This is a genomic window from Pseudomonas sp. AU11447 (genome assembly GCF_001672555.2).
Taxonomy (GTDB): domain Bacteria; phylum Pseudomonadota; class Gammaproteobacteria; order Pseudomonadales; family Pseudomonadaceae; genus Pseudomonas; species Pseudomonas nitroreducens.
On record NZ_LZDG02000080.1, the window covers coordinates 32457 to 48802 of the forward strand.

Consider the following 16346-nt stretch of genomic DNA (forward strand, 5'->3'; position numbering starts at 1 on the left):
GGCGGCAGCCGAGAAACGAATAAGAACAGCGCCGGCCGCAATGACCGGGGCGATAAATCTTGGCCATGGAGGTAATGCTGTCTATGAACAGTCGATTGGGTGCGCGCTCGTCCATTTTCTGGGCGCCGCGGCGGGCGGGGGCGGTGATGGGACTCTTGCCGCTGTTGGTGGCGGGCTCGGCCCAGGCCCTGGAGTTCAAGCTGGCCGACAACGAGATCACCGGCTCGCTGGACAGTACGCTGTCCTACGGCGCCATGTGGCGCGTGCAGGGCCGCGACAAGAGCAACATCAGCGACATCAACGCCGACGACGGCAACCGCAACTTCGATACCGGCCTGGTTTCCCAGGTCTTCAAACTGACTTCCGACCTCTCGGCCAAGTACCAGAACTATGGCCTGTTCATGCGTGGCACTGCGTATTACGACACGCAGATCATGGACAAGCGCAACGACTACTACGACACCACCAATGGCGTGGAGCGTCCCAGTCAGTCGTACCCGCAGGACGACCACTTCACCGACGACACCCGCCATATCGCCGGCCGCAAGGCCGAGCTGCTGGATGCCTACCTGTCCGGTAGCTGGGATGTCGACGAGCACCCGCTGACCGGCCGCGTCGGCCGCCAGGTACTGAACTGGGGCGAGGGCGTGTTCTACCGTGGCGGGGTCAACACCATCAACCCGGTCGACGCCGCACGCTTCCACCTGCCGGGTTCCGAACTCAAGGAAGTGCTGGTGCCGGTGGAGGCCCTGAGCTTCAACCTCGGCCTGACCGACGACCTGTCCATGGAAGCCTTCTACCAGTGGAAGTGGAAGGAAACCCGCCTCGACTCGGTCGGTACCTACTTCTCCGATACCGACCTGTTCAGCGATGGTGGCGAAACCGCCTACACCACCGAAACCGACCCGCTGATCAAGGAACTGCTGGCCGGCTACCCGACGGTCGCCTCCCTCGGCCTGCTGGGCAACGGCCCGCACGGGCCGAACGCCTTCCTCGATCCGAACACCGGCACCTTCAAGGTGGCCAACATCGGCAAGGACATCGAGGCGCGCGACAACGGTCAGTTCGGCGTGGCGTTCCGCTACATCGCCGAGGAGCTCAACTCCACCGAGTTTGGCTTTTACTTCGTCAACTACCACGCCAAGGAGCCGCAGGTCGCGGTCGATCTGCGCAACTACCAGGGTGTTGACGTCGACGCATTGAACAGCCTGCTCGGCCCGCTGGGCCTGGGCGAGGCGGTGCCGGGCCTGGCCACGCTGGACATGGCGAGCAACGCCGAAGCCCGCCGTGACTATGTCGAAGACATCCGCATGTACGGTTTCAGCTTCAACACCACCCTGGGCGATGCCTCGGTATCCGGCGAGATCGCCTACCGGCCGAACATGCCCATCAGCATTTCCGCCACCGACGACCTGCTCGGCGACCTGCTGACCCAGGGCGTGCTGGGCCAGACCAACCTCTACGACGGCAACGTCGCGGCCGGCCAGGCCTGCGCCGAAGTGGCGGGCAAGCAGCTGTGCCGCGGCAGCCTGTTCGAGAACTATGAACGCGCCGAGACCTACAACATCTCGCTGTCGACCATCTACAACTTCGGCCCGCACCTGACCTTCGACTCCATGACCGGCGTGGCGGAGCTCGCCTCCGAGCACATCCGTGGCAGCAGCCTGAAGTACACCGCCTGGGACGGCAGCGAGCGCAAGTTCGTCGGCGCCCAGGACAAGGCCTACGTCGGCGGCAACGATGACGACGTGCAGATCAGCCGCGACAGCTATGGCTACACCCTGCTGCTCACCGGTAGCTGGAACGACGTCTACGCTGGGGTGAAGCTTTCTCCCTACGTCGTCTACCAGGACGACTTCAGCGGTAACTCCGATCGCACCGGCAACTTCATCGAGGGACGCAAGGCCTACACCCTCGGCATCGACGCCAGCTACCTGAACACCTTCGAGGTCGGCACCCAGTACACCAACTACTACGGCGCCGGCTCCAGCAACTCCATGCGCGACCGCGACAACGTCTCGATCACCGCGAAATACTCGTTCTGATCCGGAGAGGACCATGTACAAGAAGAGTTCCCTGATCGTCCTTGCCACGCTGACGGCCCTCGCCGTCACCGATGCGCGTGCTGCCGTCTCGGCCGACCAGGCCGCCCAGCTGAAGAGCAGCCTGACGCCCATGGGCGCGGAGAAGGCCGGTAACGCCGCTGGCAGCATTCCCGCCTGGAGCGGTGGCCTGACCTCGGCACCCGCCGGCTACAAGGGGCCGGGCTCGCACCACGTCGATCCCTTCGCTGGCGAGAAGCCCAAGTTTGTCATCACCAAGGCCAACCTTGACCAGTACAAGGCCAACCTGACCGCGGGGCAGATCGCGCTGTTCAACGCCTACCCGGACACCTACCAGATGCCGGTCTACGAGACCCACCGCACCGGTTCGGCGCCGCAGTGGGTCTACGACAACATCTACAAGAACGCGACCAGCGCCAAGCTGGTGGAAGGTGGCAACGGTTTCTCCGACGCGTACGGCGGCGTGCCGTTCCCGATTCCGCAGAGCGGCGTGGAAGCGGTGTGGAACCACATCGCCCGCTACCGTGGCACCTACATCGTGCGGCGCTCGTCCCAGGCTGGCGTGCAGCGCAATGGCGCCTACTCGCTGGTGACCTCCCAGGACGAGGCGCTGTTCCGCTTCTACGACCCCAAGGGCAGTTACGACAAGCTCGGCAACACGCTGTTCTACTACATGACCTTCACCACCGCGCCGGCTCGCCTGGCCGGTAACGGCGCACTGGTCCAGGAGACCCTTGACCAGGTCAAGGAACCGCGCCAGGCATGGGGCTACAACCCTGGCCAGCGCCGCGTGCGCCGCGCTCCGACGCTGGCCTACGACACCCCCATCGAAGACTCCGATGGCCTGCGCACCGCCGACGATACCGACATGTACAACGGCGCGCCGGACCGCTACGACTGGACCCTGGTCGGCAAGAAGGAAATCTACATCCCCTACAACAACTACCAGATCACCAGTCCGGAGGTTAAGTACAAGGACCTGCTCACCGCGGGCCACGTCAATCCCAAGTACACCCGCTACGAACTGCACCGCGTATGGGTAGTGGACGGCAAGCTGAAGCCTGGCGCGCGGCACATCTACTCGCGCCGCACCCTCTACCTCGACGAGGACAGCTGGGGCGCTGCCGTAGTGGACCAGTACGACGGCCGCGGCGAGCTGTGGCGCGTGTCGCTGGCCTACCTGAAGAGCTTCTACGAGCAGCCGATGGTGTGGACCGCCCTGGACACCTTCCATGACCTCCAGGCCCACCGCTACAGCATCCAGTGGCTGGATAACGAGGAGCCCGGCACTGCCGACTTCAGCCAGCCGGCCCCGGACGACTCCAACTTCAGCCCCTCCGCGCTGCGTCGCAAGGCATCGCGCTAAGCGCGCAAACGACAAAGGCCCCGCAAGGGGCCTTTTGTTTTGGAAGCCTGTATCCGAGGCCTTCCTCTTCCTGTCCTGCTTCCTGCCGGGGCGCCCCAAAAACGGGGCCGTTCCAGCGGGTACGCCAGGCAGGGGTGGTGTTGCTGTCGCTAGCAGATCCGTGGCAACTGCTCACCCGCCAGCCAGTCGACGATGCGTCGGCCACCGAAGCGGGTCTGCATCTGCACGAAGCCGTGGCTGTCCTCGATGACGCTGCCGATCCGCGCCGCCTGTGCGCCCAGCGGATGGGCGTGCATCACTTGCAGCAGGGTGTCGGCGTCGCGCGCGTCGCAGATCGCCACCAGCTTGCCTTCGTTGGCGACGTACAGCGGATCGAGCCCGAGCAATTCGCAGGCGGCCTCCACCTGCGGCTGCACCGGGATGGCGGCTTCATCGAGGAGCATGCCCACGTCGGATTGGCCGGCGATCTCGTTGAGCGTTGTCGCCAGCCCGCCGCGAGTAGGGTCGCGCAATACGCGTACGCCCGGTACGGCTTCCAGCATGTCCATCACCAGGCCGTGCAGGGCGGCGCTGTCGGACCGTATCTGTGTCTCGAACTCCAGGGATTCGCGCTGCGAGAGGATCGCCACGCCGTGCTCGCCGATGCAGCCGGATACGAGGATCACATCGCCGGGGCGCGCGCGGTTGCCGCTGGTATCGATGCCGGCGGCCACCACGCCGACCCCGGTGGTGCTGATGAACACTCCATCGCCCTTGCCACGCTCGACCACCTTGGTATCGCCAGTGACGATGGCGACGCCGGCCTCCTGCGCAGCGCGCCCCATGGAGTCGGCAATGCGCTTGAGGTCGGCAAGCGGGAAGCCTTCCTCGAGGATGAAACTGGCCGACAGGTACAGCGGCCGAGCGCCACTCATGGCCACGTCGTTCAGCGTACCGTGCACCGACAGGCTGCCGATGTCGCCACCGGGGAAGAACAGCGGCGAGATCACGTGGGCATCGGTGGCCATCACCAGCCGCTCACCCGCGCCCAACACCGTAGCCAGTGTCGCCCCATCGTTGCCCTGGCGGAGCCAGGGATTGTCGAAGGCGTGCAGGAAGACTTCCTCGATCAGTTGCGCCGAGGCGCGGCCACCTGAGCCGTGGGCCATCTCGATGCGGCCGTCGCGCAGGTTCAGCGGGCGCACGTAGCCGCGCTTCACGGGGGAGGGGGTAGTCATAGGCTGATTGCCTCGATGTCCTTGTAGCGCCCATAGGCATAGTGCGCCGCGCAGGCGCCTTCATTGGAAACCATGCACGAGCCGATCGGGTTCTCCGGCGTGCAGACGGTGCCGAACAGGCGGCAGTCGGTGGGGCGTTTCTGCCCGCGCAGGATTGGCCCGCACTCGCAGGCCTTGTGGTCCGATACCGACTGGTAGCGCAATGCGAAGCGTGCTTCGGCGTCATGGCGGGCAAAGGCCGGACGGATGCGCCGCGCGCTGGCTTGCATTTCGCCCAGGCCGCGCCATTCGAAGCAGTCACGCAGCTCGAAAACCTCCTCCATCAGCGCCTGCATTGGCCGGCTGCCTTCGTCGCTGACGGCGCGGATGAATTCGTTCTGCACCTCGGCGCGACCTTCGTTGACCTGCTGCACCAGCATGAGGATCGACTGCAGCACGTCCAGCGGCTCGAAGCCGGCGATCACCACCGGCTTGTGGTAGCGCCGGGCGAAGTCGGCGTAGGCGGCCGCGCCGATGACCACGCTGACGTGGGCCGGCCCGATGAAGCCATCCAGCGGTACCGCTTCGTCAACCGGTGTGTCGAGGATGTGGCTGATGGCCGGCGGCGTGAGCACGTGGCAACAGAGCACACTGAAATTATCCACCCCGCGCCGCGCGGCCTCGCGGATCACCAGGGCGGTGGGCGGCGTGGTGGTCTCGAAGCCGACGGCGAAGAACACTACCTCGCGGCCAGGGTTGGCCTGGGCGATCTTCAGCGCGTCCTGCGGCGAGTAGATCATGCGGATGTCCGCGCCACGCGCTTTGGCGCGCAACAGCGAGAGGCCGCCGGATGCCGGCACGCGCAGGGTGTCGCCATAGCTGCAGAGGATCACCTGTTGCTCCAGGGCCAGGCGGATGGCGAGATCGATGCGCCCGATGGGCAGCACGCAGACCGGGCAGCCGGGGCCGTGGATCATCCGCACATTGGCCGGCAGCAGGTCGCTTATGCCATAGCGGGAGATGGCGTGGGTATGCCCGCCGCAGAACTCCATGAAGCGGTATTCCCGCTCGGGCCGTGCTGCTGTACGGATGCGCTCGGCAATCTGCCGGGCGAGTTCGCCGTCACGGTATTCATCGATGTACTTCATGGCTCCAGCTCCTGGGCCTGGCCAAGCGCCTTGAACAACTCCAGGGTGCGCTGCGCTTCCTCCGGGTCGATCAGCCCGAGGGCGTAGCCGACGTGGACAATCACGTAGTCGCCCAGTTGTGCGCCGTCGACCAGCGCCAGCGAGATTTCCTTACGAATGCCGCCGAGATCGACCAGCGCCTGGTCGTTGTCGCGCAGCTCAACCACGCGGGCGGGGATGGCTAGGCACATGGGGGAATATCCTCCAGCGGCAGCGCCGCCTGACAGGCCAGGTCGGCCCACTGCGCAGCGACCCAGGCCTGGCCCAGGGCCAGGCCTGCATCGCCGCAGGAAACGGTTTGTGCGCTGAATACGTGCCGTCCTTGCCGGGACAGCAAGCTGCTCAATTGTGCACTCAGCAGGCGATTGGCAAAGCAGCCGCCCCCCAGCAGCACAGGCAGCTGCATGGGCTGCTGCGCTACCCAGTCGGCCAGGGCAGCCGCGAGGGCCATGTGGAAGAGGGCGGCGCCTTCGTCTGCGCGTCCGCGATCGGCCAGTTCAAACAGCCGCGCCAGCAGCGGCAGCAGGTCCAGCCGTCCGTCATGGCGCAATTGCCAGAGCCCGGTGACGCTGGGTGCTGGGTGCTGGCTCAGGAAGTGGGTGGCGCGCTGTTCCAGGGCGATCGCAGCCTCGGCTTCGAACGCCTGGCGCACACTCAGCCCAAGAATACCGGCGGCGGCGTCGAACCAGCGTCCGGCACCGCTGCTGGTCGGGCAGTTGAGCTGGCGTTCGAGCATCCGGCCCACGGTCGCAGCGGCGGACGCACCCACCAGCGGTGCCAGGCGCATGCCGATCTCTTCGCTGCGCCCGAGCAGGTGCAGCGCGGCAGCCAGCAGGCGCCATGGTTCGCGAGCGGCGATATCGCCTCCCGGCAGGGGAAGCGGCAGCAGCGCGCCGAGGCGGCGCCAGGCTCCGCGGTCGATCCAGAGCAGCTCACCACCCCAGGCGTTGCCGTCGGTGCCCAGGCCCACGCCGTCCAGGGCCAGGCCCAGCGCCGGCCCCTGCAAGCCGTGTTCGGCCTGCAGTGCGGCGATGTGTGCGTGATGGTGCTGTACGCCCAGGGCCTGAATGCCCAGGTGCGCTGCCGTGCCGACCGCCAGCCGGGTGCTGTGGAAGTCAGGATGCAGGTCATGGGCGATGACGCGTGGCATTTCCTCGGCTCGTGCGAGCAATTGCTCCAGTGAGCGTTCCAGTGCCAGGCAGTTGTCCGCGTCAGCGAGGTCGCCGTGCACCGGCGACCAGATGGCCTGGTCCCCTTGTAACAGGCAGGCGCTGTTCTTCAGCCAGGCGCCGCAGGCTAGCACCGGTGGCCAGATCGCTGCGTCGGGCAGGTTCTGGATTGTCAGTTCAGTCATGATGGGCCTTGCGTTGCGCCAGCTCGGTTTGCCGCGCAGCAATCCGCGCGGTTGGCTCATCGACATCGCGCGCGCCGCCAAGCAACCAGTCCAGCCACGCCTGCATGCCACTGCCGTCGCGGGCGCTGAGCTGAATCACGCGCAGGCCGGGGTTGACCCGATGGGCGTACTCCAGGCAGCGCTGCACGTCGAAGTCCAGGTGCGGCAGCAAATCAGTCTTGGTCAGCAGCATCAGGCCGGCGGCGGCGAACATGTCCGGGTACTTCAGCGGTTTGTCTTCGCCTTCGGTGACCGAAAGAATCACGACCTTGGCCGCTTCGCCCAGGTCCCACAGGGCTGGGCAGACCAGGTTGCCGACGTTTTCGATGAACAGGATGCCCGCCGGTGCGCGGGGATTGACCGGGCGCAGCGTGCCGGCGTCCAGCCCTCCCGTAGCGGGCGCCAACAGCGATGAGGCATGCCCATGCCCCTGTGCGTGCATGGCATCGTGCAGCGGCAGCCGCGCGTAGGCCTCGGCGACCATCCGCGCATCGAGGTGGCAGCCCTTGCCGGTATTGACCTGGATCGCCGGCACGCCGGTGGCGCGGATGCGTTCGGCGTCGTTGCTGGTCTGCTGGTCACCTTCGATCACCGCCAGCGGCAGCCGCGGGCGTTTCGTCCTCAGAGCGTCGAGGGTGGCGCAAAGCAGGGTGGTCTTGCCGGACCCGGGGCTGGACACCAGATTCAACGCCAGCAGGCCGTGACTATCGAAGCTCTGGCGGTTGCGCGCGGCATGGCGGTCGTTCTCGCCGAGGACGTCCTGCTCGATCTGAATGGTGCGCGACTGGCTCACGCCGGGCAGCGATACACCGGCAGCGCCAAGACCGTAGTGCAGGTCGCCACCGATATCGCCCGGCGCATCGGTACTGGATGCCGGAGCCGGTGAGTGACTGTGATGGGAATGGCCGCTGGAGCAGCCGCAGACGACGCACATGGCGTTTCTCCTGTCGCGGGATCAGTGATCCTCGACCTGCAGGTCGAGGATGCGCAATTGGGTGCCGGCATTGGGTTGCAGCCAGAAGCCGCCGCAGTGCGGGCAGGGTGCGCCACGCTGGGCCAGCGGCACATTGATGGCGCAATCCAGGCACCAGGCCTGGCCGTCGGGTTGTTCGATCTCGATCTGCGCACCCTCGAGCAGGCTGCCCGGCGCAATGGCTTGCAGGGCGAAGCGCAGCGCCTCGACTTCCACCCCGGCCAGCCTGCCGGCCTCCAGGCGCAGGCGGCTGACACGCTGGAACGGGTCCTGGCGCGCGGCGTTCTCGACGGCGGCAAGAATGCCTCCGGCCAGACTGACTTCATGCATGGCGCGGCGCTCCTGAACTGTTCGCCAGTTGCTCGGCTGGATAGAGCGCACGGCTCTCCAGGCAGTAGGGAAGGCACGGGTCGAATACCGCCAGTAGCAGCTCTGCCTGACGTGCTGCCATGGCATCGTCGGGCAAGGCTTCCAGGGCACGTGCCAGCGTCCCGCGAGGATGCAGGTTCCACTCGGTGGGTGCCAGTATCCGGTAGTCACATATTTGCCAGCCGGTCGCTGCAGGTTCGAGTTGCAGCAGGTGGATCAGCAGGCCACGGGCGGTTTCGCTCCAGGCCAGCGCCTGGTTCTCGCCCAGCGCCATGCCGCCCATTGCCAGTGGTGCAGAGGGCGTTTGGCTCAGTTCGACGAGATCTGCCAGGCGTGCGCCCAAGCGCAGCCAGGCGTTGTCGTAGCGCTCTGGGTGGGCGTCGCGCTCTCGGGTCCAGGCGCCGGTCTCGCGGGGGGTGCCGCAGAGTTCCGGGCGACGCAGGAAATCCGCCTCGGCGGCCAGGCTACGGCCGATCTCCTGCAGGCTGGTTGGCCCGCTGGGCAATGCACATACGGGAAGCACCAGCGCCTCGGCGCGCCGACGGCAATCGTGCAGCAGGCGTGCCAGCGGGTGGCGGCCGCGCAGGCTCCAGTCCAGCAGCGCCTGGCGTGGGTCGGCGCGCCAGCTCTGTAACCAGTCCCGGGCCGAGCCGTCGAACCAGCTGTCGAGATCTGCTGCCTGCCGGGGCGAAGGCAGAGAGTTTTGCGACAGTGGCCCTGCCAGCAGGCGCGGCCACTCCAGCAGGACGTGCCGCAGGTGCTCGCGGATGTTTTCCTCGCGCAGCGCCGCACGTGCCTGCTCGCTCGGCGCGGCAAGGCCGTGACGGACGGCTTGCAGCGCCATCTCGGCGGTCAGCCGGTGGGCCTGGCCGCACAGGCTGTAGATCAGCGGCAGATGGTGCACTGCCGCTTCCGGCGGTTGTCCGCGCAGTAGCCGTCCTGCCAACGGTGGGCGGCCTCCCAGCAGCGCCGGGTGCTGCGCGGGACGCACGCGCAGCCAGCCGGCCAGTTTCGCAACCCCGTTCTCCGCGCTCATCGCGTTGTCCCGGCAAGGCGGCCGAACAGGCTGCGGCGGCTCGGGTTGGCCGGTTGCTCGGGCGGCTGACGGCGTAACAGGGCCAACACCTGCCGTGCGGTATCCCGTGCTTGTTGCTGATCGATGAAATCGAACATCGGCGAGAACAGCGAGCAGCTCTGGTAGTGGCCGAAAAGCTCATCCTTGGCAGCAATGAAGCTCAAACGCTCGCCGCCCAGCGCATGCTCGCGAATCGCGCCGTTGGCAGCGGCATTCAGGGGTGCGTCGGGCAACCAGACCAGGTTCATGCACCAGGGCGTGATGAGCACGCCAAGCAAGCCGCCAGTGTCTGCCGTGTCGAGATGCTGCGGGGCAAACCCGATTGCCTCGACGTCCAGTGCCGGGTTCAGCAGCGGCAGGCCGTGCATACGTGAGTCGGCTATGTCGCGAAAGCGCTGCGCCAGTGCTTCGGCGCGAGCCAGCGGATCACTCATCGAGCACCATGAATTGCTCCGCGTCGCCATCACAGTTGGGGCAGCGCCAGTGGGCGGGCAATTGCGCGAAAGGCGTGCCCGGTGCGATCTGCCATACCGGGTCGCCCTGGGCCGGGTCATAGACCCACCAGCAAATCTTGCACTCCAGGCGCGCATCGGCGGGAAGTCGACTGCGGTCACCCAGGTAGCTGCCTTCGAAGCCTGCACGTTGGTTCATTGGTCGGATCCTGCAAGCTCGCCCTCGAACCACTGGATGACATCCTCGAAGCGCTCCAGCGAGTCGGCGATGTCTTCCGGCGCGGCCATTACCACTTCGGGCAGGTCGGTGACCTCGATGGTGTCGAGGATCAGCGCGTCTTGAGAGTTGAAGTAACGCACCCGCCAGCAGTTGGGGACGCGGGTGTTGCTGATGCGGCAGTTGCCATAGCCGCGCACCAGCATCAGCACGGTGCCTTCACCCAGGCATTGGTCGAGGAACGGCACGTCCTGTTCGGATAGCGGCAGCAGGCTGAGGTTGATGACGTGCGCCGCGCTCCCGGGGAGCCAGTGCAAGGTGCGGTCCTGCAGTTCGGTGAGTATGGCCGGGGCGTTCATCACGCCAGCCGGCAGCGGCGACGCTGGCGCGAGCGCGGCTGTCGAAATGTCGAACTTCGCGGCGCGGCGTAGCAATGCAGGCGCCGCGTCTACGTCGATGTAGTCGAGCCCGGCACCCAACACGCGCCAGACGCCGGCGAAGATCGATTCCTGGATACGTACGCCGTCGGTGCCGCCAATATGCGCGCTGACTTCACCTTCGCCCAGCAATTGGTCGAGCAAGACGCGGTCGGCCGGGCTATAGGCACGCAGGTCGAGGCTGGGTGGGGTATCTCCGACATGCCGGCTGCGGAGCATGTGGAGGATTTCGCCCAGAACCTGTCGCGCGCCGGGGGCGGCGTCCAGCACCTGCGGCTCGGGAAGCAGCGGCAGTGCGTGGGTGTACATGCCTTGCGGCATGTTGATGTATTCGAGGGTGGCGTCGTCCTCGGGTTGTGAGCCGGGGCCGATGTCCACGAGGGGAATGTAGTGGTGTGGGTCCATGGGCGGGGCACCGTTCATTGGCAACCTCCGGAGGCGGGTTGTGCGGTTTCGCTGCGCAGCGGGATCAGCGCATTGCTTTGCTGAAGGGCGCTCTCGGCCAGCTGCAGATAAGCGTCCCAGTCGCGCATACCGTCGATCTGGGTGACATAACCACCGTCGCGTAGCCAGATGATGCTCGGCCAACGGCGCAGTGCGAAGCGCTCGGCCAGGGCGGCTTCGTCGGCGCGCAGACCGACTCCCAGGCGCGGGTGGCAGTCATGGCGTGCGGCGAGGGTCTTGCACAGCTCAGGCAGTATCACCGCCACGTCCAGGCATTCGGGGTGGCGCACTGGGTCACCACAGAGCAGCAGCAAGGCTTCACCTGGCAGGGCCAGCCAGGCGTCGAGATTGTCCAGGCCGACCCAACTGGCGGCGAAGTCCTCGACCAGCCGGTTGATCAGCGGGGGCACCTTGGGAATAGCGGGCTGGAGCGCCAGCAGGGCGGCAGGGTCGCTCATGGAGACTCCTTGGATGGCGGTTGGCCGAGCAGGCCGGAAAGGTGGTCGGCGCTCATGGCGGAGGGCAGGGCGAAGGCAGCTGGGCCATCCGCACCTTCGCCGAGCAGCGCGGCGTCAAGCAGGGCCAGGGTGGCGTCGATTTCCGCGGCGCGGTCGGGCGACAGGTGCTCGCGAGCCGCGTCAATGAACACCAGTACCCAGTCACCGGTGGCGCATGCGTCGACCAGGGTGGTGTCGATCCAGCGCTGCCGGCCATGACGGTCGCTGCACAGCGCCGCGCCGGGGCGGACGCTGAGGACGTGCATGGGAAGGCCAATGCACATGTCAGCTGCGCCGCGCCAGCACGCGTTCGTCACCGACGCGGCAGGCTTCCTGTTCGCTGGGGCGTTCGCTTTCGTAGCGCTGCAGGTCCAGATGCAGCAGGGTCACTGCTTCGTCTTCGGGCAGCGGCGTGGTGCGCGGGCGTGGTGCTGCGCCCCATTCTTCGAGCACCTGGTGGGCGGCGTCGATGGTCAGGTCCAGCGCCGCCTTCACACACGGGCGCAGGCTACCGCCATAGTCGTCCATGCGTTCTGGCTGGCAGCCCATCAGTAGCACGCGCTTCGGGTAGTGGCCGGTGAGTTGGGCGAGCATCAGCACTTCCTGGAAACCGGTCTGGTGCAGGCTGAGCTTCTTCACGCCGAGAAAGCGCGGTACATCCTCATCAGCGACGAACTTCAGGGTGCCAGGCGCCATGTTGTAGTCCACGGCATCGAAAATCAGCAGGTAGTCAGCCTGCTGCACGTGCTGGATCAGGTACAGGCCCTGGGTGCCGCCATCGATCAGGGTGACGTTGTCGGCGAACTCGTAACGTTGCTGCAGGGCTTCGACACAGCGCACGCCGAAGCCTTCGTCAGCCCACAACAGGTTGCCAATGCCGAGCACGGTGATACGTGGCGCGGGGGAGGGAGTTGCAGTCATTTTTTCAGGCTCTTGTAGCCGGTGATGATGCTGCCGATCAGGTTCAGGCGACCGTAGATTTCCTCGCGCACCGCTGCATACACATGCGCCACGATGAAGATGATCATCAGCCACATGCCCAGGTGGTGAAGGGTGCGCACATTGCTGGAACCGCCCAGCAGCGGCAGCATCCAGCCGAACAGGCTTTCCTGCCAGGAGCCCATCTGTGTGCCTTCGCCATACAGGGCAAAGCCGCTCAGCAACATGAACAGCGACGTGAGCAGGAAGATGAACACCATGGCGAAACGCGACAGTGGGTTGTGGCCGAAGATCGGTTTCGGCACCGGCCCCATGGCAAGGTAATAGCGCACCCAGATACTGAAGCTGCGCCAGTAGGCCTTGCTGGTGAGCGGAACCCAGAACAGCTCGCGGGCATGGTGGTTGCCGACCAGAGCCCAGTAGGCGCGGCCGATCATGCCGACGGCGAACAGGTAGGCCGCAGCAAAATGGGCGAAGCGGATATAGCCCATCAGGAAGTTGGCGCTGGCTTCTCCCGGCTGGGTCGGCAGTGGCGAGCCGATGAAGTAGCCGGTTACCGCCAGCACCAGGATGCAGCTGGCGTTGATCCAGTGCCACAGGCGCACGGGCGCTTCGTAGACGTACTCAGTGTGATGCTCGGACATGTCGTCACCTCAAGTGCGCCGGGCGCGTGAACGCACCCGGCGGCGGGCTGCTGGGTGGCTCAACGCACGGTGACCGTGCTCAGTTCGACGCCATCCTCGCTCATCACGTGGGTTGCGCAGGCCATGCAGGGGTCGAAGGAGTGCAGCGTGCGAAGGATTTCCACGGGTTGGTCGGCTACCTCGACCGGGGTGTTCAGCAGCGCCGCTTCGAAGGCGCCGATCTGCCCCTTGCTGTCGCGCGGGCTGCTGTTCCAGGTGCTGGGCACCACGCACTGGTAGTTCTCGATGCGCCCGTCCTTGATGCGAATCCAGTGGCCGAGCGCACCGCGCGGAGCGGCGACGCTGCCCACGCCCTTGGCCTCGGCAGGCCAGGTCTTTGGGTCCCACTTCTCGACGTTGGCGGTGGCGCGGTCACCGTTGCGGATGTTGCCCATCAGCTCGTTCCAGTCGTCGACCATCATCTCCGCGCAGTATTCCGCTTCCAGCGCGCGGGCCAGGGTGCGGCCGATGGTGCTGGGTAGCAGTTGCTTGGCGCTGTAGTCGGTTTCGCTCAGGCCAAGGGCGCGAGGCAGGTCGTGGTTGACCGCCTGCAGCGCGTCGTCCAGTTGCTGCTTGACCCGCTGGCCATGCGGGTTGCCTTTGAGGGCGTGCGCATAGCCGAGGATGTAGCGGGCCAGTGGGCCGACTTCCATGGCATGGCCTCGCCAGCGCGGTGATTTCACCCAGGAATACTTGGCGCTCTCGTCGATTTCCTCGATCGCCGTGCGGCTGCCCTTGGTGGCGCTGCCCAGCTCGTAGTGTGGGTCGGTGATACCGTCCCAGGGGTGCAGGCCCTGGTCGTTGTCCGGGTACTGGTACCAGGAGTGGGTGACGAACTCCTGGACCTGTTCCGGATCGCGCACGTCCACCGGCAGGATCTCGTCCCAGTTGCCGTTGAGGATGGCGCCACCGGGCAACTGGTTGGTGCTGTCGTCGTAGTTGATCTTGGCGTAGGTGCCGTAATCCATCACGTTGCTGGCCGCCAGGCCGCCGCCATGCAGCCAGCCCTGTTGCTTGTACAGGGTGCCGATGGCCAGAACGTCGGGCACGTAGACGTTGCGTACGAATTCCAGCGCCTCGTCGATGCGCGCGCGCACGAAGTTCAGTCGCTCCATGTTCAGCGGGGCGCCGGCGGCGAGGTCGCCATCGATGTTGATGGCGCAGGGCACGCCGCCCACCAGATAGTTGGGATGAGGGTTCTTGCCGCCGAAGATGGTGTGGATCTTCACCCATTCCTTCTGCAGGTCCAGCGCTTCCAGGTAGTGGGTGACCGCCATCAGATTGGCTTCCGGCGGCAGCTTGTAGGCCGGGTTGCCCCAGTAGCCGTTCATGAACGGCCCGAGTTGGCCGCTCTCGACGAACTTCTTCAGGCGGTTCTGCACGTCGCGGAAATAGCCGGGCGAGGACTTCGGGTTTGCCGGCGAGACCAGTTGCTGCAACGCCGAAGTCGCCTTGGGGTCGGCCTTGAGCGCCGATACCACATCGACCCAGTCCAGGGCATGCAGGTGATAGAAGTGCACGACATGGTCGTGTACCTGCAGGGTCTTGGCCATCATTTCGCGGATCAGGTGGGCGTTGGGCGGAATGCGGATGCCCAGCGCATCCTCTACCGCACGGACCGAGGCCAGGGCGTGGCAGCCGGTGCACACGCCGCAGATGCGTTCGACGAAGGCCCAGGCATCGCGCGGGTCGCGCCCCTTGAGAATGACTTCGAGGCCGCGCCACATGGTGCCGGTGGAGACGGCATTGCGGATCACGTTATTGGCATCGAGGTTGACCTCGACCCGCAGGTGGCCCTCGATTCGGGTCACCGGGTCGACGACGATGCGCCGGCCGCTGTTGTCCAGATCGAAACCCTGGGTGGAGTAGTTGCTCATGGATCAGGCTTCCTGTACTGCGCTCAGGCGTCGTGCGTGGAGGTGTGCGCCTTGCCATTGCTGGCGCGCTTGATGGCGGAGACCGCTGCATGGGCGGCGATTGCCGCGCCCACGGTACCGGCGGCGGCCACGCCGATCCGGTCGGCGTTGGCTTCCACGCCGAAGGCGTTGATGTCCGTCAGGTGCTGGTAGAACGAGCCCTTGTCCCAGAAGCCTTCTTCCGAGCAACCGATGCAGCCGTGGCCGGACTGGATCGGGAAGCTGGTGCCCCCGTTCCAGCGCACCGTGGAGCAGGCGTTGTAGGTGGTCGGGCCCTTGCAGCCGACCTTGTACAGGCAGTAGCCCTTGCGCGCGGAGTCATCGTCCCAGGCCTCGACGAACTGGCCGGCGTCGAAGTTCGGCCGGCGGTAGCACTTGTCGTGAATGCGCTGGCTGTAGAACATTTTCGGCCGCCCCTGGCGATCCAGTTCCGGTATGCGGTCGAACGTCAGCATGTAGGTGATCACCCCGGTCATCACCTCGGCGATGGGCGGGCAGCCCGGTACCTTGATGATCGGCTTGTCGGTGATCACCTTGTGGATCGGTACGGCCTGGGTCGGGTTCGGCTTGGCTGCCTGTACGCACCCCCAGCTGGCGCAGGAACCCCAGGAAATGATCGCCTTGGCATCGCGGGAGACGCGTTTGAGCTGCTCGACGAAGGGTTTCCCGCCGATGATGCAACTCATGCCGTCCTGGTTCAGCGGCGGGTTGCCTTCGACCGCGAGGATGTAGTTGCCCTTGTACTTGGTCATCACCTCATCGAGGATCGCCTCGGCCTGATGCCCGGCGGAGGCCATCAGGGTGTCGTCATAATCCAGCGAGATCATCGACAGCACCACGTCCTTGGCTAGGGGGTGCGCGGAGCGGATGAAGGATTCAGAGCAGCAGGTGCACTCCAGGCCATGCAACCAGAGCACGGGGGTGCGCGGCTTGTTCTCCATGGCCCAGGCGATCTGTGGCATGAAGGCCGGCCCCAGGCCCAGCGACGTGGCTGTCAGCGAGCAGAATTTGATGAAGCTGCGCCGCGAGATGCCTTGCCTGCGCATTACTTCATAGAACGTTTCGGTCACTTGTATTCTCCTCGGCCAGGCTCTTCTTGCTCTTGGGAATGGCGTGCACCCGCGCTTCTGGCACGGCGC

Annotated in this window: 18 protein-coding genes; 2 read left to right on the forward strand and 16 right to left on the reverse strand. The window is 65.9% G+C overall.

The genetic code is table 11. From position 1 onward, the window contains the following. Positions 1–83: 83 nt before the first annotated feature. Both A6723_RS27035 and A6723_RS27040 read left to right on the forward strand, forming a co-directional pair. Positions 84–2045: a DUF1302 domain-containing protein gene (locus tag A6723_RS27035; RefSeq protein ID WP_139093070.1), complete on the forward strand. Its 1962-nt coding sequence runs from the start codon at positions 84–86 to the stop codon at positions 2043–2045. 13 nt (positions 2046–2058) lie between these two features. Beyond that, positions 2059–3429, forward strand: a complete 1371-nt coding sequence (locus A6723_RS27040; protein ID WP_054909586.1) for a DUF1329 domain-containing protein — start codon at positions 2059–2061, stop codon at positions 3427–3429. A 149-nt stretch (positions 3430–3578) separates the two neighbouring features. Here A6723_RS27040 and hypE read toward each other — a convergent pair whose 3' ends face one another. Genes hypE through A6723_RS27120 form a run of 16 tightly spaced genes read right to left on the reverse strand, consistent with a single transcriptional unit; the run spans position 3579 to position 16283 of the window. Then, positions 3579–4613: a hydrogenase expression/formation protein HypE gene (gene hypE, locus A6723_RS27045; protein WP_305729056.1), complete on the reverse strand. Its 1035-nt coding sequence runs from the start codon at positions 4611–4613 to the stop codon at positions 3579–3581. 29 nt (positions 4614–4642) lie between these two features. After that, entirely contained in the window at positions 4643–5773 is a 1131-nt protein-coding gene (gene hypD / locus A6723_RS27050) for a hydrogenase formation protein HypD (RefSeq protein ID WP_054909584.1), read from the reverse strand. Further along, positions 5770–6003 (reverse strand): HypC/HybG/HupF family hydrogenase formation chaperone, encoded by a 234-nt coding sequence (locus A6723_RS27055; RefSeq protein ID WP_054909583.1) that lies wholly within the window; start codon positions 6001–6003, stop codon positions 5770–5772. Before A6723_RS27055 ends, hypD begins: the two co-directional genes overlap by 4 nt. Continuing rightward, the gene (locus A6723_RS27060; RefSeq protein ID WP_054909582.1) at positions 5994–7166 is read right to left on the reverse strand and encodes a hypothetical protein; all 1173 of its coding nucleotides are present in this window, start codon (positions 7164–7166) and stop codon (positions 5994–5996) included. Before A6723_RS27060 ends, A6723_RS27055 begins: the two co-directional genes overlap by 10 nt. Beyond that, positions 7159–8139, reverse strand: coding sequence for a hydrogenase nickel incorporation protein HypB (gene hypB, locus A6723_RS27065; RefSeq protein ID WP_054909581.1), 981 nt, complete (start codon positions 8137–8139; stop codon positions 7159–7161). The genes A6723_RS27060 and hypB overlap by 8 nt, the downstream gene beginning before the upstream one ends. A 21-nt stretch (positions 8140–8160) precedes the next feature. Further along, on the reverse strand, positions 8161–8508 hold the full coding sequence (locus A6723_RS27070) for a hydrogenase maturation nickel metallochaperone HypA (protein WP_054909580.1): 348 nt from the start codon (positions 8506–8508) through the stop codon (positions 8161–8163). Beyond that, positions 8501–9583, reverse strand: a complete 1083-nt coding sequence (locus A6723_RS27075) for a hypothetical protein (protein WP_054909579.1) — start codon at positions 9581–9583, stop codon at positions 8501–8503. The genes A6723_RS27070 and A6723_RS27075 overlap by 8 nt, the downstream gene beginning before the upstream one ends. Beyond that, complete coding sequence (hybE, locus tag A6723_RS27080) at positions 9580–10056, reverse strand: [NiFe]-hydrogenase assembly chaperone HybE (RefSeq protein WP_054909578.1); 477 nt, start codon at positions 10054–10056, stop codon at positions 9580–9582. The genes A6723_RS27075 and hybE overlap by 4 nt, the downstream gene beginning before the upstream one ends. Then, positions 10049–10273, reverse strand: a complete 225-nt coding sequence (locus tag A6723_RS27085; protein WP_054909577.1) for a rubredoxin — start codon at positions 10271–10273, stop codon at positions 10049–10051. The genes hybE and A6723_RS27085 overlap by 8 nt, the downstream gene beginning before the upstream one ends. Further along, positions 10270–11151 carry a hydrogenase expression/formation protein gene (locus tag A6723_RS27090; RefSeq protein WP_139093071.1) on the reverse strand — a complete coding sequence of 294 codons (882 nt, stop codon included), beginning with the start codon at positions 11149–11151 and terminating at the stop codon, positions 10270–10272. The genes A6723_RS27085 and A6723_RS27090 overlap by 4 nt, the downstream gene beginning before the upstream one ends. Then, positions 11148–11630, reverse strand: a complete 483-nt coding sequence (locus tag A6723_RS27095) for a hydrogenase (protein ID WP_054909576.1) — start codon at positions 11628–11630, stop codon at positions 11148–11150. The genes A6723_RS27090 and A6723_RS27095 overlap by 4 nt, the downstream gene beginning before the upstream one ends. Next, complete coding sequence (hypC, locus tag A6723_RS27100) at positions 11627–11953, reverse strand: HypC/HybG/HupF family hydrogenase formation chaperone (RefSeq protein WP_054909575.1); 327 nt, start codon at positions 11951–11953, stop codon at positions 11627–11629. The genes A6723_RS27095 and hypC overlap by 4 nt, the downstream gene beginning before the upstream one ends. Position 11954: 1 nt before the next feature. After that, positions 11955–12590 (reverse strand): HyaD/HybD family hydrogenase maturation endopeptidase, encoded by a 636-nt coding sequence (locus tag A6723_RS27105; protein WP_054909574.1) that lies wholly within the window; start codon positions 12588–12590, stop codon positions 11955–11957. After that, positions 12587–13252, reverse strand: coding sequence for a Ni/Fe-hydrogenase, b-type cytochrome subunit (gene cybH, locus A6723_RS27110; protein ID WP_054909573.1), 666 nt, complete (start codon positions 13250–13252; stop codon positions 12587–12589). The genes A6723_RS27105 and cybH overlap by 4 nt, the downstream gene beginning before the upstream one ends. 59 nt (positions 13253–13311) lie before the next feature. Continuing rightward, positions 13312–15168, reverse strand: coding sequence for a nickel-dependent hydrogenase large subunit (locus tag A6723_RS27115; protein WP_054909572.1), 1857 nt, complete (start codon positions 15166–15168; stop codon positions 13312–13314). Between the two features lie 23 nt (positions 15169–15191). Next, entirely contained in the window at positions 15192–16283 is a 1092-nt protein-coding gene (locus A6723_RS27120; RefSeq protein WP_139093072.1) for a hydrogenase small subunit, read from the reverse strand. Positions 16284–16346 lie beyond the last annotated feature (63 nt).